The organism is Delftia acidovorans NBRC 14950 (assembly GCF_001598795.1).
GTDB classification, from domain to species: Bacteria; Pseudomonadota; Gammaproteobacteria; order Burkholderiales; family Burkholderiaceae_C; genus Comamonas; species Comamonas acidovorans.
Genome location: NZ_BCZP01000035.1, coordinates 12,154 through 30,457, shown reverse-complemented (window position 1 = coordinate 30,457; position 18,304 = coordinate 12,154). Strand labels below are relative to the sequence as shown.

The 18,304-nt window shown below is 71.0% G+C and carries 12 protein-coding genes and 1 tRNA gene; 12 read left to right on the top strand and 1 reads right to left on the bottom strand.

Annotation, left to right across the window (positions count from 1 at the left end; all coding sequences use genetic code 11):
- Positions 1 to 210 precede the first annotated feature (210 nt).
- The 6 genes from DA1_RS26775 to DA1_RS26750 all read left to right on the top strand — a co-directional run bounded on the left by DA1_RS26775 (position 211) and on the right by DA1_RS26750 (position 6,056).
- Positions 211 to 840 carry a LemA family protein gene (locus tag DA1_RS26775; RefSeq protein ID WP_034397916.1) on the top strand — a complete coding sequence of 210 codons (630 nt, stop codon included), beginning with the start codon at positions 211 to 213 and terminating at the stop codon, positions 838 to 840.
- Positions 837 to 2,234, top strand: coding sequence for a 16S rRNA (cytosine(967)-C(5))-methyltransferase RsmB (gene rsmB, locus DA1_RS26770; protein ID WP_034397918.1), 1,398 nt, complete (start codon positions 837 to 839; stop codon positions 2,232 to 2,234). Before DA1_RS26775 ends, rsmB begins: the two co-directional genes overlap by 4 nt.
- Positions 2,179 to 2,862: a DUF4390 domain-containing protein gene (locus tag DA1_RS26765; RefSeq protein WP_373861127.1), complete on the top strand. Its 684-nt coding sequence runs from the start codon at positions 2,179 to 2,181 to the stop codon at positions 2,860 to 2,862. Before rsmB ends, DA1_RS26765 begins: the two co-directional genes overlap by 56 nt.
- A complete protein-coding gene (locus tag DA1_RS26760) occupies positions 2,859 to 5,201 on the top strand; it encodes a sensor histidine kinase (RefSeq protein ID WP_034397922.1) in 2,343 nt (780 codons plus the stop codon). Before DA1_RS26765 ends, DA1_RS26760 begins: the two co-directional genes overlap by 4 nt.
- A 41-nt stretch (positions 5,202 to 5,242) precedes the next feature.
- Positions 5,243 to 5,914: a response regulator gene (locus tag DA1_RS26755; RefSeq protein ID WP_012202448.1), complete on the top strand. Its 672-nt coding sequence runs from the start codon at positions 5,243 to 5,245 to the stop codon at positions 5,912 to 5,914.
- 66 nt (positions 5,915 to 5,980) lie between these two features.
- Positions 5,981 to 6,056: transfer RNA gene (locus DA1_RS26750), tRNA-Phe, on the top strand.
- Positions 6,057 to 6,157: 101 nt separating this feature from the next.
- Here DA1_RS26750 and DA1_RS26745 read toward each other — a convergent pair.
- Positions 6,158 to 6,487 carry a cupin domain-containing protein gene (locus DA1_RS26745; RefSeq protein ID WP_012202449.1) on the bottom strand — a complete coding sequence of 110 codons (330 nt, stop codon included), beginning with the start codon at positions 6,485 to 6,487 and terminating at the stop codon, positions 6,158 to 6,160.
- Between the two features lie 119 nt (positions 6,488 to 6,606).
- Between DA1_RS26745 and DA1_RS26740 the strand changes: the two genes are divergently transcribed.
- The 6 genes from DA1_RS26740 to recD all read left to right on the top strand — a co-directional run bounded on the left by DA1_RS26740 (position 6,607) and on the right by recD (position 18,302).
- Entirely contained in the window at positions 6,607 to 7,803 is a 1,197-nt protein-coding gene (locus DA1_RS26740) for an NnrS family protein (protein ID WP_034399107.1), read from the top strand.
- A gap of 13 nt (positions 7,804 to 7,816) precedes the next feature.
- Positions 7,817 to 8,269 carry an RrF2 family transcriptional regulator gene (locus DA1_RS26735; RefSeq protein WP_034397924.1) on the top strand — a complete coding sequence of 151 codons (453 nt, stop codon included), beginning with the start codon at positions 7,817 to 7,819 and terminating at the stop codon, positions 8,267 to 8,269.
- On the top strand, positions 8,266 to 8,718 hold the full coding sequence (locus DA1_RS26730; RefSeq protein WP_013800282.1) for a CopD family copper resistance protein: 453 nt from the start codon (positions 8,266 to 8,268) through the stop codon (positions 8,716 to 8,718). Before DA1_RS26735 ends, DA1_RS26730 begins: the two co-directional genes overlap by 4 nt.
- A gap of 70 nt (positions 8,719 to 8,788) precedes the next feature.
- A complete protein-coding gene (gene recC, locus DA1_RS26725) occupies positions 8,789 to 12,313 on the top strand; it encodes an exodeoxyribonuclease V subunit gamma (RefSeq protein ID WP_034397926.1) in 3,525 nt (1,174 codons plus the stop codon).
- Positions 12,310 to 16,140 carry an exodeoxyribonuclease V subunit beta gene (gene recB / locus DA1_RS26720; RefSeq protein WP_034397928.1) on the top strand — a complete coding sequence of 1,277 codons (3,831 nt, stop codon included), beginning with the start codon at positions 12,310 to 12,312 and terminating at the stop codon, positions 16,138 to 16,140. The genes recC and recB overlap by 4 nt, the downstream gene beginning before the upstream one ends.
- The gene (gene recD, locus DA1_RS26715) at positions 16,137 to 18,302 is read left to right on the top strand and encodes an exodeoxyribonuclease V subunit alpha (protein WP_034397930.1); all 2,166 of its coding nucleotides are present in this window, start codon (positions 16,137 to 16,139) and stop codon (positions 18,300 to 18,302) included. Before recB ends, recD begins: the two co-directional genes overlap by 4 nt.
- The last annotated feature ends 2 nt before the right edge of the window (positions 18,303 to 18,304 follow it).

The window sequence follows — 18,304 nt, the reverse complement described above, 5'->3', positions numbered from 1 at the left end:
TCGCTTTGCGGGAGGGGGACGACGCCCTCGCTGCGGGGGCGGCCCTTGCTCGGCGTCCCTCTTGTTGGGACATGCTGTCTCCTAGAGCAGTGCATGGCGCAAGTGCTTGATGATGTGACGCTCCCGGCCTGCCCTGCGCAGGCGGGAGCGTTTTTCTTTGGGAATAACCAGGGCCCGGCCGGACCTCCTCCGGCGGGGCCATCGCAGACGATGTGGTCCTTGTCTCTTGAATGGATGCTGCTGGCACTGCTGGTGTTCTGGGCCGTTGGCGCATACAACCGGCTGGCCCGGCTGCGCAGCGGCTGCGTGCAGCAGTTCGGAGCGCTCGATGCGCACCTGGGCCAGTGGCATGCCATGCTGCAGGCCTTCGAGGCCCAGCCCAAGGCCGAAGGCCAAAGCCCCGCCCTTGTGCATGCCCAGGCCGCACTGCACCAGACCGCCGCACAGCTGCAGGCGGCCCTGGTCGATGCCCGTGGCCGGCCGCTGCGCGAGACCGCGCTGGCCTCGCTGGAGCACGCCTGTTCGGCGCTGGACGTGGCCTGGCAGGCCATGACCAAGGTCGCCGTTGACACCGGCGCCGGCGCCGCTGGCACTGGCGCTGCGCCATCAGATGCCCCATCGCCGGACCCCGATCCGCTGCAGCCCTGGCAGCAGCGCTGGACCGAGCACCAGGTGCGCAACCGCCTGGGACTGCAGCAATTCAACGCCGCGGCCGAGCGCTACAACGCCGCCATTGCGCAATATCCGGCCAGGCTGCTGGCCTGGCTGCTGGGCTTTCGCCCGGTGCGCAGCCTGCTGGTCGAGCCTGTCGCCAGCAAGGCACAGGAAAGTGGAACATGAACCAACGCACGCATTCTTCCCCGCGCCGCGCTGCGGCGCCCTCGCAGGCGCATGCCGCACCGGCCGCACCTCCTCTTTGGCAGCAGCTCGACGCCGTCGCCCAATGCCTGCAGTCCGTGCTTGAAGGCCAGTCCAGCCGCAGCGTGCTGGCGCGCGTGGCGCAGCCGCTGCGCCCCGGCGTCCAGGCGCTGCTGTTCCAGGTGCTTCGCCAGTTGGGTCGTGCCCAGGCGCTGCAAAAGCAGCTGGCCTCGCGCAACCCGCCGCCGCGCGTCAGCGCATTGCTGAACACGGCCCTGGCCCTGGCCTGGGATGAGTCCCGGGCACCGTACCCACCATTCACCCTGGTCAACCAGACGGTGGAGGCTGCCAAGCAGGGGCCGACGCGCGCCCAGTCCGGCTTCATCAATGCCTGCCTGCGCCGCTTCCTGCGCGAGCGCGATGCCCTGGTCGCCGCCACCGACGACCAGCCGCAGGCCGTCTGGAACCACCCGGCCTGGTGGATCGCCCGTTTGCGCAAGGACCATCCCGATCATTGGCAAGCCATCCTGCAGGCCAACAATGAACAGCCGCCGATGACGCTGCGCGTCAACCGCCAACAAACGGACCGCCAGTCCTACCAGGCAGCGCTGCAGGCCATGGACGTGCCTTCCCTGGCCGTGGCCGACAGCGGCCTGCAACTGCAGCAGGCCCTGCCGGTGCAATCCCTGCCGGGCTTCGACGAAGGCCTGGCCTCGGTGCAGGATGCGGCCGCGCAACTGGCCGCGCCGCTGCTGCTGCAGGGGCTGGAGCAGCCCGCCGGCCGCGCGCTGCGTGTGCTCGATGCCTGCGCCGCCCCGGGCGGCAAGACGGCCCACCTGCTGGAGTACGCAGCCCCGCAGACCCTGGAGGTCACGGCGCTGGAGATAGATGCCGAGCGCGCCGCGCGCATCGCGGACACGCTGGGGCGGCTGCGCCTGCAGGCCCGCGTGGTGGTGGCCGATGCATCCCGGCCCGACCAGTGGTTCGATGCGCAATGCGGCGGCCAGCGGTTCGACGCCATCTTGCTGGACGCGCCCTGCACGGCCTCGGGCATCGTGCGGCGCCAGCCCGACGTGCGCTGGCTGCGCCGCGAAAGCGATGTGCGCCAGCTGGCCGAGATCCAGGCGCGCCTGCTCGACACCCTGTGGCCCCTGCTGCAGCCCGGTGGGCGCCTGCTCTACTGCACCTGCTCGGTCTTCAGGGAAGAGGGCGAGGCACAGGTTCAAGCGTTTGTTACACGCAACAGTGAGGCGCGAACCCTGGCGGCACCGGGGCATTTAATCCCGGGCAAAGCCGACAAAGCCGGCATGCTGGCTGACAATGCTTTGGGTGACCACGACGGTTTCTTCTACGCCTTGCTGCAAAAGACGCGCTGACCCCCCCCATCGGGCCTGGTCGCCAGCCTGGCTGCGCCTGCTGGCGCGGCTGGCCGGGGCGCTTGTGCTGGCCGGCGTGCTGGCGGGTCTGGGCCTGCAGGCCAGGGCCGATGCCTTGACGGCCGAGATCGGCCCCATGCAACTCGATCGCTCCGACGACGGCCTGCTGCTGTCGGCCAACCTCCATTTCGAGCTGCCCTACCAGATCGACGATGCGCTGCGGCAGGGCATCCCCATGTACTTCGTGGCCGATGCCCAGATCCAGCGCGAGCGCTGGTACTGGTCCGATCAGCAACTGGCCACCGCCAGTCGCCACTACCGCCTCAGCCACCAGCCGCTGACGCGCCGCTGGCGCCTGCACATCTCCAGCACCCCGTTCTCCAGCAGCGGCCTGGGGCTGGCGCTGGGCCAGACCTTCGAAAGCCTGGACGATGCGCTGGCCTCCATGCAGCGCATCTCGCGCTGGAAGATCATGGACACGGCGCCCACGCAATCGGGCGTATCGGTGCAACTGCGCTTTCGCATCGACCTGTCCCAGCTGCCCAGGCCGCTGCAGATCGGCGCGCTGGGCCGCTCGGGCTGGAACCTGCAGCTGTCGCGCACCCAGATGCTGGAAGACGCCCCATGAGCAGGGCCTCAGCCGACGACGAACGCGTGGCCCTGCCGGCCTCGGCCGGCCTGTCGCGCGGCACGCGCTGGGCCGTGGGCGTGGGCGCCGGCCTCATGGGCCTGGTCGGCGTGCTGCTGCTGTTCCTGCTCACCCTGGCCACCAACAACCGCCTGGACTACGAGCGCAACTACAACTGGCTGTTCGCCGCCAACGTGGTCGTGGCCGGCCTGCTGCTGGCCATCCTGGCCTGGGGCGGCATCCGCCTGGCCATCCGGCTGCAGCGCGGGCGCTTCGGCAGCCGCCTGCTGCTCAAGCTGGCCGGCATCTTCACGCTGGTGGGCCTGGTGCCGGGCCTGCTGATCTACATCGTCTCCTACCAGTTCGTCTCGCGCTCCATCGAAAGCTGGTTCGATGTGCAGGTCGAGGGCGCGCTGTCGGCCGGCGTCAGCCTGGCCAGTGCCACGCTGGAGACCGTGGCCAATGACATGGCCAACAACACGCGCACCGCAGGCGCCCAGCTGTCCCAGGTCTCCGATGCCGGCGCCGCGCTGATCCTGGAGCGCGTGCGCGACCAGTTGGGTGCCACCGATGTCGTGTTGTGGAGCGCCTCCGAAATCGCCGTCGTGGGTCCGGCGCCGGTGCCGCGCAGTGGCGAGCTGGCTGGCTTGCGCGCGGTGGCCAGCGTGGGCCAGTCGCGCTTCAACCTGCAGCCCGAACGCCCTAGCGCGCAAATGCTGCGCTCGCTGCGCGAGCAGCGCGCCGTGGCCAGCATCGAAGGCCTGGACGACGACGGCATGGCCCAGCCCGGCGCCACCGCGCCCGGCGCCCAGGTCCGCACCCTGGCCCTGGTGCCCAACCCCAGCGTGGGCCTGCTGACCGAGCCGCGCTACCTGCAGGCCACCATTGCACTGCCGCAGGCCCTGGTGACCAATGCCCTGGCCGTGCAGGCAGCCAACCGCGAATACCAGGAGCGCGCGCTGGCACGCGGCGGCCTGCAGCGCATGTACATAGGCACGCTCACGCTCAGCCTGTTCCTGGCCGTCTTCGGCGCCGTGGTGCTGGCTATCGTGCTGGGCAACCAGCTGGCCAGGCCGCTGCTGCTGCTGGCCCAGGGCATGCGCGACGTGGCGCGCGGCGACCTGCGGCCCAAGCCCGCGCTGCAGACGCGCGACGAGATCGGCGGGCTCACACGCTCCTTTGCGCTCATGACCCAGCAACTGGCCGACGCCCGCGCCGAAGCCAACCGCAGCATGGGCCAGCTCGATGCCGCACGCGGCAACCTGCAGACCATCCTCGACAACCTCACCTCGGGCGTCATCGTGCTGGACGCGCGGGGCGCCATCGTGCTGAGCAATCCCGGCGCCACGCGCATATTGCGCGCGCCCATGGCCGTCCATGAAGGCCGGCTGCTGTCCCAGGTGCCGGGGCTGGAGCAGTTCGGCGAAGTCGTGCAGGAGCAGTTCGCGCTCTTCCTGGGCGAGCAGGGGCGCGATCGCTGGCAACTGGTGCATGAGCTGCATGCCTCCACCGATGGCGGCGTCATCCAGCACACCACCACCCTGGTCATGCGTGGTGCGGAACTGCCCGATGCGCAGCGCCTGCTGGTCTTCGACGACATCTCGGAAATCGTCTCGGCCCAGCGTGCCCAGGCCTGGGGCGAGGTGGCGCGCCGCGTGGCCCACGAGATCAAGAACCCGCTCACTCCCATCCAGCTGTCGGCCGAGCGCATGGCCATGCGGCTGACCGACAAGCTGCAGCCGGCTGACCAGGCGCTGCTGGCCAAGTCCGTCAAGACCATCGTCGATCAGGTCGGCGCCATGAAGCGCCTGGTCGATGAATTCCGCGACTACGCGCGCCTTCCCGCCGCCAACCTGCAGTCGCTGGACCTCAACGCGCTGGTCACCGATGTGCTCCAGCTGTATGGGGAAGAGAACGCCGAAGTGCGCGTGGACTGCGTGCTGGACCCGCAATGCCCGCCGATTTCCGGCGATGGCCAGCAGCTGCGCCAGGTCATTCACAATCTTTTGCAGAATGCCCAGGACGCCACGGCCCAGCGCGCGCAGGAAAGCGGCCAGCCCCCCGGCCCCGTGACCATAGAGACGCGCTGGAACGAGTCCACGCGCCGCGTGCGCCTGAGCATCAGTGACAGCGGCACGGGCTTCGCCGCCAACATCCTTCAACGGGCCTTCGAGCCCTACGTCACGACCAAGGTGCGAGGCACCGGCCTGGGCCTGGCCGTGGTCAAGAAAATCGCAGACGAGCATGGCGCCCGCATCGACCTGGGCAACAGGGAAGACGACGGGGTGATTCAAGGTGCGCAAGTGTCGCTATCATTTGCGCCTGAGCGTACGGGATAGGCCTGACGCCCCCCGCGCCTCAGCACATAGGCTTAAGACACATGGCAAACATACTGGTGGTCGACGACGAACTGGGGATCCGGGATTTGTTGTCGGAAATCCTCAACGACGAAGGTCATAGTGTGGACGTGGCCGAGAACGCCGGTCAGGCACGCTCGGCGCGCGCCTCCAACACCTACGACCTCGTGCTTCTCGACATCTGGATGCCCGACACCGATGGCGTATCGCTGCTCAAGGAATGGGCCTCGGCAGGTCTGCTGACCATGCCCGTGATCATGATGAGCGGCCACGCCACCATCGAGACGGCCGTGGAGGCCACGCGCATCGGCGCGCTGTCCTTCCTCGAAAAACCCATCACCATGCAAAAGCTGCTCAAGGCCGTGGAGCAGGGCCTGGCGCGCAACGCCGCCAGCCAGGCACCGGCTGCAGCGCCCGTGGCGGTGGTCGAGCCGGACACTGCGGCCGTGGTCACGCCTGCGGCCAGCCGCGTGCCGGTGGACAACAACGTGCCGCATGCACACCAGGGGTTCGACCTGGACCGCCCGCTGCGCGAGGCGCGCGACGGCTTCGAGAAGGCCTACTTCGAATTCCACCTGGCACGCGAAGGCGGCTCCATGACACGCGTGGCCGAGAAGACCGGCCTGGAGCGCACCCACCTGTACCGCAAGCTGCGCCAGCTGGGCGTGGACCTGGGCCGCAACAAGCGCGGATAGACTTTTTGAAGGAATTTTGGCTTTTTCGTTTTTGGGTCAAAAAATCCTGCATATAATCTAGTTCTCGGCCCGGTAGCTCAGTCGGTAGAGCAGAGGATTGAAAATCCTTGTGTCGGCGGTTCGATTCCGTCCCAGGCCACCAAATTCAGTAAAAAATTACGGACTGCTTCGCAAGAAGCGGTCCGTTTTTCTTTGTGCCTCAGGCAATGCGTGATCCTGCCTTTGCGCCGGCTGCGGCCGCCTTCAGTCGTTCGCGCCCGCAATCGTCACCAACAGCACGCAGCCCTGGTCGCCGCGCGCGTGCACATCGTGCAGCTCGCCGGCAGGCACCAGCACCACCGAGCCGGCCACCAGCCGCAGGCTTGCCAGGCGCGTGGCAATGCCGGCCTCGCCCGCCAGGCAGTGGATGGTGGCCTCGCCGGGGACCTGATGGCTGGGCAGGGCATGGCCCGGTGGCAGCACCAGGCGCAGCAGTTGCAGCTTCGGCGTTCGGATCAGGCTGGTGCTGATGGGCATGCCGTCGCGGGCGTGCAGGGCGATGACCTCTAGTGGCTTTGCGTGTTCGAGTGCCATGCTTGGCTCCTGCTTGATGTGGATCAGAAGGTGGTTGCGCCGCCGCCTCGCCTGTGCACTTGAAGATGTACGCTGGATGCATCTTATGCAGGCGCAGCGGGCCGGAAGGAGTGCACATCATGGCGCAATGGATGGAGCTGGAGGAACCCCTGAGAACCCGGGAGCCGGCGCCGCAATGGAAGGCATTCCTCGAATTGGGATTTCGGCCGCTGTACCTGCTGGGCTGCCTCTGGGCCGCGCTGTCGGTGGCGCTGTGGGTCCATGCGCCGCAGAGGATCACCGGTCGCATGCCCGGCGTGTTCTGGCATGCGCACGAGATGCTGTGGGCCTTCGTGGCCACCATCGCCGTAGGCTTTCTGTTCACGGCGGGCAGCAACTGGACGGGACGCAATCCGCTGCAGGGCCGGGCGCTGGGCGCGCTGTGCCTGCTGTGGCTGATCGCCCGTGCGGGCTTTCTGCTGCCCGGGCCGCAGGCCTTTGCCGTGGCTGCGCTGTGCGATACCGCCTTCTTTGCCTGGGCCGCGCTGGCGTTGGGCCGCGCCATCCATGCCGCGCGCAGCCGGCGCAACTACGGGCTGCCCCTGCTGCTGGCGGGCCTGGGCGTGGCCGATGCGCTGTACCTGTGGTCCATCTGGCAAGGCGACTACGGCGCGCTCATGCAGCGCTTCAACGCAGGCCTGCTGTGCATGGCCGTGATTGCGCTGCTGATCGCGCGGCGCGTGATTCCCTTCTTCGCCATGCGCGCCGTTGCCGGCCTGCAGATTCCCATGCACACGGCCAGCGGCCAGTGGCAACTGGGTGCGGGCGTGGTGGCCATCGCCTGCCTGCTGGCGGGCTGGATGCCTGGCATGGCGGCCGGCCTGGCCGTGGCGGGCCTGATCGCCCTGTGGCAGGTGCTGGCCTGGAAGCCCCAGGCCGTGCGCCGCGTGCCGCTGCTGTGGATTCTCTACCTGGGCCACGCGGCGCTGGGTGCGGGCCTGCTGGTGGCCGGCGCGCATGCGGCCGGTTGGGTGCTGCGCCCCGCCTGGCCCGTGCATGTGATCGGTGCGGGCGGCTTTGCCCTGCTCATCATCGGCATGTGCACACGGACGTCGATGGGCCACCTGGGCCTGCCGCTGCGCACCGACCGCAGCATGGTCGCCGCCTATGCCCTGGTCATTGCCGCTGCCGTGCTGCGCCTGGCGGCCCTGCTGCCCACGGCGCTGTCGCTGGCGGCGCTGCATGCCTCGGCCGCAGCCTGGGTATTGGCCTTTGCGCTGTACCTGTGGCGTTTCGCCCCGCTGCTGGTGCGCCCGCGTGCCGACCGGCAGGCATGATCGGAGGCCTGCCATGCGCCTGACCCTGATGACCGACTACGCGCTGCGCCTGCTCATGCATGTGGCGCGCCACCCCGGGCGGCTGTGCACGATTGCCGAGATCGCCCAGGCCCATGCCATCTCCGAAGCCCACCTCATGAAGGTCACGCACCAGTTGGCGCTGGGCGGCTGGATCGTGACCGTGCGGGGCAAGGGCGGCGGCATGCGCCTGGCCCATGCGCCGGCCGACATCGGCCTGGGCGACGTGGTGCGCGGCATGGAGCCGGACCTTGCCATCGTCGAATGCTTCACGGGCACCAGCCCGCCTGCCTGCACGCTTGCGCAGGACTGCCGGCTGGCCGGCGTGCTGGGCGGGGCGCTGGACAGCTTCATGGCCCATCTGGACGGCTTCACGCTGGCCGATCTGCTGCCGGCTCCCGCATCCCTGCCGCTGCCCCTGCCTCTGCCGCAAAGGAGCCGCGCATGAGCTACGGACTGCTGCTGACCCTGCACCTGCTGGCGGCCATTGCCTTTGCAGGCACTGTGTTCTTCGAAGTCGTGCTGCTGGCCGGAGCGCGCCGCCACCTGCCCGCTGCCGTGGCGCGCGCCACCGAGCAGGCGTTGGGCGACCGCGCGGTCGCCGTCATGCCCTGGGTGCTGATGGTGCTGTACGGCGCGGGGCTGGGGCTGGCCTGGCAGCACCGCGCGGCATTGGCTGCCGCCTTTGCCGCTCCGCTGGCCAGCAGCTTCGGCCTGCTGCTGGCGCTCAAGATCGTGCTGGCGCTCAGCGTGTTCGGGCATTTCCTGGCGGCCATGTGGTGGCGCCGGCGCGGTGTGCTGGGCGGGCGCCGCTCGCACCGCCTGCACCTGAGCGTGTTCTGCCACGTGCTGGCCATCGTGCTGCTGGCCAAGGCCATGTTCTACCTGCACTGGTAATCAGCCTGCAGGCAGGCCCTGCCCGCGTTAAGCTCGCTGCTCGCATGGCTTGGAGCACGGGGGCGCAGAGGTGGCATCGCATTGGCAGCCGGGCTTGATCGCCCTGCACGGGAATCAGACGGAGGTGCTGGCCGACACGGTGCTGGCATGGCTGGCTGCGCACCCGCTGGATGTGCTGGAGCCCGAGGTGGTGCTGGTGCAGAGCAACGGCATGGCCGAGTGGTTCAAGATGCGCATGGCCGAGCAGCTGGGCGTGTGCGCCGCCGCGCGCGTGGAACTGCCTGCGCGCTTTGTGTGGCGCAGCTACCGCCAGGTGCTGGGCCGCCAGGCCGTGCCGCGCGAATCGCCCCTGGACAAGACGCCCATGACCTGGCGGCTCATGCGCCTGCTGCCGCAGTGCCTTCATGACCCGGCGTTCGCCCCCATTGCAGGCTTTCTGCGCCCCGGCGAGCCCGAGCGGCTGCTGCAGTTGGCCCAGCGCCTAGCCGACCTTTTCGACCAATACCAGATCTACCGCGCCGACTGGCTGGATGCCTGGGAGGCCGGGCATGACGTGCTGCCCATGCCCTTGCGCCCTGGTGTGGCGGACGCCCCGGTGCCCGAAGGCCAGCAGTGGCAGCCGCGCCTGTGGCGCGCCGTGCTGGCCGAGCTGGACGAGGACCAGCGCGGCGCCACGCGCGCGCGCCTGCAGGGCAGGGTGCTGGCCGCGCTGCAGTCCGGCGAGGCGCCGGCCGCGCCGCTGGCACGCCGCGTGGTGGTGTTCGGCATCAGCCAGTTGCCGCTGAGCCTGCTGGAGTTCCTGGCGGCCATCGCCCGCCACAGCCAGGTGCTGCTGGCCGTGCCCAATCCCTGCCGCTTCCATTGGGCCGACGCCATCGACGGGCGCGAGCTGCTGCGCATGGCGCGGCGCCGCCAGCCGCTGCGCGGCGGGCGCGATCTGGCGCAGCTGCCGCTGGAGGCCATGCATGCCCACGCCCATCCGCTGCTGGCCGCCTGGGGCCGGCAAAGCCGCGACTATGTGCGCCAGCTCGACGCCTTCGACACCACGGGTGCCGCCGCGCAGCTGCAGATGCCGCGCGTGGACCTGTTCGACGAAACCGATGCCGAGGACCTGCGCACCGCGCCGCTGCTGGCCCAGGTACAGCAGCGCATCCGCGACCTGGTGCCGCTGGCCGAGCACCCGCCGCTGGAGGTGGCGCGGGCCGATCGTTCCATCGTCTTTCACAGCGCCCACAGCGTGGTGCGCGAACTGGAGGTGCTGCACGACCAGCTGCTGCAGATGCTGGCCCGGCCACCGGATCCTGCCCAGCCAGGGCAAGCGCCGCTGGCCCCGCGTGACGTGGTGGTCATGCTGCCGTCCATAGAGACGGCAGCGCCCTCGATACGTGCGGTCTTCGGCCAGTACGGCCGCCATGACCCGCGCCACATTCCCTTCGACATCGCCGACCTGGGTGCGCGCGCCAGCAGCCCGCTGGCCGTGGCCCTGCAATGGCTGCTGCGCCTGCCCCAGCAGCGCTGCCGGCTCAGCGAGCTGTGCGACCTGCTGGACGTCCCCGCGATTGCCGCGCGCATGGGGCTGGCGGCCGACGACCTGCCCCAGCTCACGCGCTGGATGGCCGGGGCCGGCATCCGCTGGGGACTCAATGCGCCGCAGCGCGGCGCCCTGGGCCTGCAGGCCTGCGGCGAGCACAACAGCGCCTGGTTCGGCCTGCAGCGCATGCTGCTGGGCTATGCCGGCGGCGTGGCGCAGGACGGCCAGGCCTTTGGCGGCATCGAGCCCTATGACGAAGTGGGCGGCCTGTCGGCCGAGCTGGCCGGCGTGCTGGCTGCGCTGCTGGAGCGCATGCTGGCCTGGTGGCGCGAGGCCGGGCGGCCCGCCACGCCCGAGGTCTGGGCGCAGCGCTTTCGCGCACTGCTGCAGGACTTCTTCAAGGCGCAGGACGATGAGGACGAGGCCATGCTGGCCGCGCTGGACGCCGCCCTCACGGACTGGCAGCGCGCCTGCGAGCAGGCCGGCTATGCGGACGCCGTGGAACTGGGCGTGGCCCAGGAGGCCTGGATGCAGGCGCTGGAGCAGCCCTCGCTGTCGCAGCGCTTTCGCGCCGGTGGCGTGACCTTTTGCACGCTGATGCCCATGCGGGCCATTCCCTTCGAGGTGGTCTGCCTGCTGGGCATGAACGATGGCGACTATCCGCGCCGCGCCACGCGCAGCGACTTCGACCTGATGGCGCTGCCCGGCCAGCAGCGCCCCGGCGACCGCGCGCGCCGCGACGATGACCGCCAGCTCATGCTCGAAGCCCTGCTGTCCGCACGCCGCGCGCTCTACATCAGCTGGACCGGCCACCATGTGCGCGACAACAGCGAGCAGCCGCCCTCGGTCCTGGTCTCCCAGCTGCGCGACTACCTGGAGACAGGTTGGCGCGGCGAAGGCGGCCAGCCGCTGCTGGCGCAGCGCACGCAGCAGCATCCGCTGCAGCCCTTCAGTCGCCGCTATTTCGAAGAAGGCTCGCCCTGGACCACCTATGCGCGCGAATGGCGGGCCGCGCATGCGCAGTCGGACGGCACGGACGCGTTGCCTCCGCTGCCCGCGCAGCCGCGCCCGCCCTTTGTCCCCGACGCCTCGGCGCCGCTGACGCTGGCCCGGCTCACCGATTTCCTGCGCCACCCGGCGCGCGCCTACCTGCGCCAGCGCCTGCAGGTGCGCTTCGAGCAGGAGGACAACCCCGTGGTGGACGAGGAACTGTTCCAGCTCGACGGCCTGACCGAATACCTGCTGGTGCAGCAGTTGCAGCAGCAGGTGGCGGCCGGCCTGGACGAGCCCGGGCAGGCGCCCCAGGCCATGGAAGACAGCGTGCGCGCCGCCGTGGCGCGCCTCACGCGCTCGGGGCGGCTGCCGCTGGCGGGGCTGGGCGAGCGCGGCGCGCGGGCGCTGCAGTCCTCGGTCACGCCTTCGCTGCGGGCCTGGCGCCAGCAACTGGATCGGTATGCCCATCCCGCGCCGCGCAGGCGGCTGCTGATCGAGGACGATGGCCTGGTGTTCGACGACTGGATCGACGGGCTGCGCCAGTCCTGCGAAACCGAAGAGTCCCCCGATGCGGACGACGCACAGTGCTGGCTGCTGCTGGACCCGCGCAACCTGCTCAATGCCAAGGGCAGGCCCCATGCCGACAAGCTCATGCCGGTCTACCTGCGCAGCCTGGCGCTGGCCGCCAGCGGCTCGCAGGCCGAGTTGCGCGTGGTGGCGCGCGACGGCCTGGTGCAGGTGCTGCCCATGGACCCTTCCGAAGCGCTGGCACGGCTGCGTGAATTGATGGCCCTGTGGCGCGAAGGCCAGAACGGCCCGCTGCCCCTGCCGCTGCGCAGCGGCCTGGCCATGGCCGAAGGCTTTCCCGCTGCGGCACAGCAGGCCTATGAGGGTGGTCATCTGGTCGGCGGCGAGGGCGAGGACCCGTCCTGGGCCCGCTGCTACCCTGACTTCGAACGCCTGAGCGCCGATGGCCGTTTCGAGGCCCTGGCCCATGCCGCCCACGCGCCGCTGCTCGACTGGGTGGCCGCGCAGGTGCAGGTCCTGCCGTACCAGGGGGAGGCGCAATGAGCGCGAGCGAAATGATCGGCGCCGTGACCGGCGATGTGGACGGCGACGTGACCAGCCATGTGCTCGACGCACAGCGCTTCCCGCTGTGGGGCAGCCGCCTGATCGAGGCCAGCGCCGGCACCGGCAAGACCTGGACCATTGCTGCGCTCTACCTGCGCCTGGTGCTGGGGCATGGCGAGGGCAGCACGGCCTTCGAGCGCCCGCTGATGCCGCCCGACATCCTCGTCATGACCTTCACGCGCGCGGCCACGCGCGAGCTGTCCGACCGCATACGCAAGCGCCTGATCGAGGCCGTGCAGTGCTTTCGCGGCGAGGCCGAGCCCGCGCCCCACGACGCCTTCCTGCACGCGCTGCGCGAGGCCTACCCCGAAGGCGCGGCCCGTGAACGCGCGGCCTGGCGCCTGGCCATGGCGGCCGAATGCATGGACGACGCGGCCATCCACACCATCGACGCCTGGTGCCAGCGCATGCTGCGCGAGCATGCCTTCGACAGCGGCAACCTCTTCGACGAAACGCTGGAGCCCGACGAAAGTCAGCGACAGACCGAGGCCGCGCAGGACTACTGGCGCCAGCAGTGCTACCCGCTGTCCGACGAGCTGCTGGACGAGGTCCTGAAGATCTGGCCCCACGTCGGCGCCCTGGTCGATGACATGCGCGCCCTGCTGCGCGAGCCCCCCGTGCCCGGCGCGGGCGAGGGCAGCCTGGCCGACTGCCTGCAGCGCGCCATGGAGCAGCGCCGCAGCCGCCTGCTGGCCCTGGCGGCCGGCTGGGACGACAAGGCACAGCGCCTGCAGCTGTGGCTGGATGGACAGCTCGACGGCCATGGCGCGCTGTGGGACAAGCGCAAGCTGCAGCCCGCGCGCTACACCGGCTGGCTGGCCGCCCTGGCCGACTGGTCGCGCGCCCCGCTGGACGGCCCGCTGGCGCTGACCGAGGCAGCGCGCCACCGCCTCAGCCCCGAGGGTCTGGCCGAGGCCTTCAAGGGATCGGCTGGCGATGTGCTCATGCCGCTGGAGCTGGACGAGCTGCAGGCGCTGCTGGTGCAACTGGAGCAATTGCCGCCCGTCAGCGTGGCCGTGCGCCTGCATGCGGCCGCGCGCGTGGCGCAGCGGCTGGCCCACCTCAAGCGCCAGGCCGGCAGCTTCGGCTTTGCCGACATGCTGCAGCGCCTGGACACGGCCCTGGCCGGCGACAACGGCGCCGTGCTGCGCGAGCGCATCCTGGCCCAGTACCCGGTGGCGCTGATCGATGAATTCCAGGACACCTCGCCGCTGCAGTACCGCCTGTTCGACCAGATCTACCGCACGGCGGCCAACGACCCGCACAGCGCCCTGCTGCTGATCGGCGACCCCAAGCAGTCCATCTACGGCTTTCGCGGCGCCGACATCCACAGCTACCTGCAGGCGCGCCGCGCCACCGAGGGCCGCCACTACGTGCTGGGCACCAACTACCGATCCACCCAGGCACTGGTGGGCGCCGTCAACCATTGGTTCGCGCAGGCCGAGCAGCGGCCGGGCGAGGGCGCCTTCATGTTTCGGCGCGGCAGCCACAACCCGCTGCCGTTCGAGCCCGTGGCTGCCCAGGGCCGGCGCGAGCTGCTGCACACGCGCGACGGCGCCATGCCCGCCCTCACCGTGGCCTGGAGTGCGGGCAGCGACGAGGACACCGGCATTCCCCTGCCTTTGTCGGCCGACGAGGTGCGGCGCCGCTTTGCGGCCCATTGCGCCGAGCAGATCGTGCAGTGGCTGGCCGACCCGCAGGCCGGCTTTGTGCAGCCCGATGGCCGCCTTGTGCGCCTGCGGCCTGCCGACATCGCCGTGCTGGTGCGCACGGGCCGAGAGGCGGCCGCCGTGCGCCGCGAGCTGCAGGCGCGCGCCGTGGCCTCGGTCTACCTGTCGGACCAGGATTCGGTGTTCGCCAGCGACGAGGCCCATGACCTGCTGTACTGGCTGCGCGCCGTCGCCGCGCCGCTGGATGCCCAGGCCGTGCGCGCGGGCCTGGCCACGCGGCTCATCGGCCTGTCGCTGGATGAGCTGGCCTGGCTGGCCGCCGACGAGGAAGCCTTTGACGTGCGCAGCGAGCAGCTTCGCGAACTGCACAGCATCTGGCTGCGCCTGGGCGTGCTGGCCATGCTGCGCCAGACCCTGTACCGGCTGGACCTGCCCGTACGCTGGCTGCAGGACCCGGCCATGGGCGGCGAGCGGCGCCTGACCAACTACCTGCATCTGGCCGAGCTGCTGCAGACCGCCAGCGCCCAGCTGGAGGGCGAGCAGGCCCTGATCCGCTGGCTGGCCACCCAGATCGAGACGCCGGGCAGCGGCAGCGAGGAGCAGGTGGTGCGCCTGGAAAGCGATGCCGACCTGGTCAAGCTCGTCACCGTGCACAAGAGCAAGGGCCTGGAATACCCGCTGGTCTGCCTGCCGTTTGCGGGCAGCTTCCGCCCCATGGAACGGGCCAGAACGCCGTTCCTGACCCTGTCCGCGCAGGACGAGTCGCAAGACGATGCGGCTCCGGCCCGCCGATTGCTGCTGGACTTCAGCGACGAGGAGCTGGCCCAGGCCGACCGCGAGCGGCTGCGCGAGGACCTGCGCCTGTTCTACGTGGCGCTCACCCGCCCGCGCCATGCGCTGTGGCTGGGCCTGGCCCCGCTCAAGCGCGGCAACGGCAAGGCCTGCGTGAATGAGCAGGGCGCAGCCGGCTACCTGCTGGGCGGCACCGAGCCGCGCTCGGCCCAGGGCTGGCGCGACGGCCTGCAGCAGCTGTGCGGCGAAGACCCGCACATGGCCTGGCGCGACCTGGATGCCGTACCACTGCAGCGCACGCGCTGGCAGCCCCCGGCCGGCGCCACGCCGCTGCACGATGCCCCGGCCTACGACGCGCGCTTCGACACCCGCTGGGGCATCGGCAGCTTCTCGGCCCTGGTGCGCGCCATGGCCGCGCCCAGCCTGCCCGTGCTGCCCGTGGCCGTGCAGCGCCCGGCCGAGGATGAGCAGGCGCTGGAGCCGCCCCCATCGCCGGAACTGGCGGACATCGCCGGCCTGGCGGGCCTGCAGTCCCTGCAGGATGGACCGGCCGCTGGGCCTGCGGTCTGGCACCGCTTTCTGCGCGGCCCCGTGGTCGGCAACTTCGTGCACGACCAGCTTGAATGGCTGGGCGGCGAAGACTTTGCCCTGCCCGTGGACGGTCAGGGTGCGCTCGCTGATCGCCTGGTGCGCCGCTGCGAGCGCGCGGGCCGGGGCGAGCAGGCGCGCGACCTGCTGGCCTGGCTCACGGCCGTGGTCCACCAGCCGCTGGCGCCGCTCGATGTCACGCTGGCCACGCTGGGCCCGCAACTGTCCGAGATGGAGTTCTGGCTGCCCGCGCGCCAGCTGCCGGCCGAGCGCATCGACCAACTGTGCCGGCGCTTCATCCTGCCGGGGCAGGAGCGGCCCGCGCTGCCCCAGCGCTCGCTGCACGGCATGCTCATGGGCTTTGCCGACCTGGTGTTCTGCCACGAGGGCCGCTACTGGGTGCTTGACTACAAGAGCAACCACCTGGGCCCGGACGGCGCCGCCTACGGCCAGGAGGCCCTGGCCCGCGCCATGCTTCACCACCGCTACGACGTGCAGGCCGCGCTCTACCTGCTGGCCCTGCACCGGCTGCTGCGCAGCCGCCTGGGCACGGCCTACGAGCCGCAGCGCCAGCTGGGCGGCGCGCTGTACTACTTTCTGCGCGGCATCGATGGCCCGGCCGGTGGCATGCATGCCATGGCGCCCGAGCTGCCCCTGCTCGATGCGCTCGATGAACTGCTCGGCCCCGGCCGCGCCGATATGCAGGAGCCGCCATGAGCCCGCGCCCCCGTTCGCGGACCGTCGATACGGCCACGCTGGACCTGTTCGACGAACGGCCGGGCGACGAACCGCCGGGCGACGACTCGCTGGGCGCCGTGCCGCCAGACACCAATGAAGTGCTGGCCCTGCTGCGCCGCTGGGCCGATGCCGGCCTGCTGCGGCGCCTGGATGCGGCGCTGGCCTCCTTCGTCGCCGGGCAGGATGCGCAGGCCGGGCCCGCCTTGCTGGTGGCCGCCGCGCTGCTGGCGCAGATGGAGGGGCGCGGCCACAGCTGCCTGCCCATGGCACCGCTGGCCGGCAATCCCAACGACGTGCTGGCCTGGCCCGCCGAGGCGCTGCCCGCGCAGCAGGCCCTGTGGCAGATGCTGCCCGCGCGCCTGTCCGGCTGGGTGGCGGCGCTGGGTGCCAGCCCCGTGGTGCGCGTGGTCGGCGACGCTGGCCAGGATGGCGGCGAGGACCTTGGCCAGCCCTTGGTGCTGGCCGGTGCCGACGGCCCCGCGCCGCTGCTGTACCTGCGCCGCTACTGGGACTACGAGCGCGCCGTGGCCACCCATGTCATCCAGCGCACGGCGGCGCAGGCCGTGGCCGGCCAGCCGCTGGACGAAGCCCTGGCCCGCCACTGGCTGGACCGCCTGTTCCCGCCTGCGGCGGAAGGCAGCCCCGTGGACTGGCAGAAGCTGGCCTGCGCGCTGGCGCTGCGCGGCCGGCTGTCGGTGATCACGGGCGGCCCCGGCACCGGCAAGACCTATACCGCGGCGCGGCTGCTGGCCCTGCTGTTTGCCACGGCGCCCGACGCCGGCCAGCTGCGCGTGGCCCTGGCCGCGCCCACGGGCAAGGCGGCTGCGCGCCTGAAGCAATCGATCGACGGGGCCTTGCTGCAATTGCAGGGCAGCATGGGCGGCGAGATCGACCTGGCGGGCCTGGTGCAGCGCATGGGTGCGGCGCGCACCCTGCACTCCATGCTGGGCGCGCGGCCCGATACACGGCACTGGGGATTCCATGCGGGCCGGCAGCTGGACGTGGACGTGCTCATCGTCGATGAGGCCTCCATGGTCCACCTTGAGATGATGGCGGCGCTGCTGGAGGCACTGCCGTCCGGCGCCCGCCTGGTGCTGCTGGGCGACAAGGACCAGCTGGCATCGGTGGAGGCGGGCGCCGTGCTGGGCGACCTGTGCCGCGATGCCCAGGCCGGACGCTACCTGCCGGACACGCTGGACTATGCGCTGCGCGTGGCCGGCCAGGCGGTGCCGCCGCAGTTCGCGGCGCCGGCAGGCGACCGGCCGCCGGCTCTTGCGCAGCACACCGTCATGCTGCGCGAAAGCCGGCGCTTCGGTGGCCCCATCGGCCAGTTGGCGCGCGCCGTGAATGCCGGCCATGCCGCGCAGGCCCAGGCCTTGCTCGATGCCGGCACGCAAGGCGGTACGCACTCCGAACTCTGGGAGCGCCAGGGCGGCGGCGTGCAGGCCGTGACCGAACTGGCCGTGCGCGGGCGCGGCGGCCTGGCCAGCTATGCGCTGTATGCCAGGGCGCTGCAAAACAGGCCGGCTGCGGACGGCGGCTACGAGGCCGCGCACCGGGCCTGGGTGGTCGATGTGCTGCAGGCCTTCGAGCGCTTCCGGCTGCTGTGCGCCGTGCGCGAGGGGGACTGGGGCGTGTCCGGCCTCAACCGGGCGGTGGAGCAGGCCCTGGAAGCGCAGGGCGCGATCCGCCGCAGCGGCGAATGGTATGCGGGCCGGCCCGTCATGGTCACGCGCAACGATGCGCAGCTGGGCGTGTTCAACGGTGACATCGGCATTGCGCTGCCGGGTGGGTCGCAGGGCGGGGCACAGGGGGCCCCGCAGGGTGGGCCCGGGCAGCCGCTGCGCGTGTACTTCCTGCAGGGTGACGAGCTGCGCTCGGTCGGTGTCAGCCGCCTGGCCCATGTGGAGACCGCCTTCGCCATGACGGTGCACAAGAGCCAGGGCTCGGAGTTCGAGCACACGGCCCTGGTGCTGCCCTCGCGCGGCGGCAGCGTGCTGGGGCGCGAGCTGGTCTACACCGGCATCACGCGCGCCCGCCAGGCCTTCTCGCTGTTCTCCGAGGTGCCGGGCCTGCTGGCCTCGGCCGTTGGCAGCCCCACGCAGCGCGCCAGCGGGCTGCTGCGCTGGCTGCAGGACTGAGG

Excerpts from the sequence above, each read along its gene's own strand:
- rsmB (WP_034397918.1), top strand. The coding sequence starts at position 837 with ATGAACCAACGCACGCATTCTTCCCCGCGCCGCGCTGCGGCGCCCTCG.
- DA1_RS26745 (WP_012202449.1), bottom strand. The coding sequence starts at position 6,487 with ATGGCACTCGAACACGCAAAGCCACTAGAGGTCATCGCCCTGCACGCC.
- DA1_RS26735 (WP_034397924.1), top strand. The coding sequence starts at position 7,817 with ATGCGCCTGACCCTGATGACCGACTACGCGCTGCGCCTGCTCATGCAT.
- DA1_RS26740 (WP_034399107.1), top strand. The coding sequence starts at position 6,607 with ATGGCGCAATGGATGGAGCTGGAGGAACCCCTGAGAACCCGGGAGCCG.
- DA1_RS26755 (WP_012202448.1), top strand. The coding sequence starts at position 5,243 with ATGGCAAACATACTGGTGGTCGACGACGAACTGGGGATCCGGGATTTG.
- DA1_RS26765 (WP_373861127.1), top strand. The coding sequence starts at position 2,179 with ATGCTTTGGGTGACCACGACGGTTTCTTCTACGCCTTGCTGCAAAAGA.
- recD (WP_034397930.1), top strand. The coding sequence starts at position 16,137 with ATGAGCCCGCGCCCCCGTTCGCGGACCGTCGATACGGCCACGCTGGAC.
- DA1_RS26760 (WP_034397922.1), top strand. The coding sequence starts at position 2,859 with ATGAGCAGGGCCTCAGCCGACGACGAACGCGTGGCCCTGCCGGCCTCG.
- DA1_RS26775 (WP_034397916.1), top strand. The coding sequence starts at position 211 with ATGTGGTCCTTGTCTCTTGAATGGATGCTGCTGGCACTGCTGGTGTTC.
- recB (WP_034397928.1), top strand. The coding sequence starts at position 12,310 with ATGAGCGCGAGCGAAATGATCGGCGCCGTGACCGGCGATGTGGACGGC.
- DA1_RS26730 (WP_013800282.1), top strand. The coding sequence starts at position 8,266 with ATGAGCTACGGACTGCTGCTGACCCTGCACCTGCTGGCGGCCATTGCC.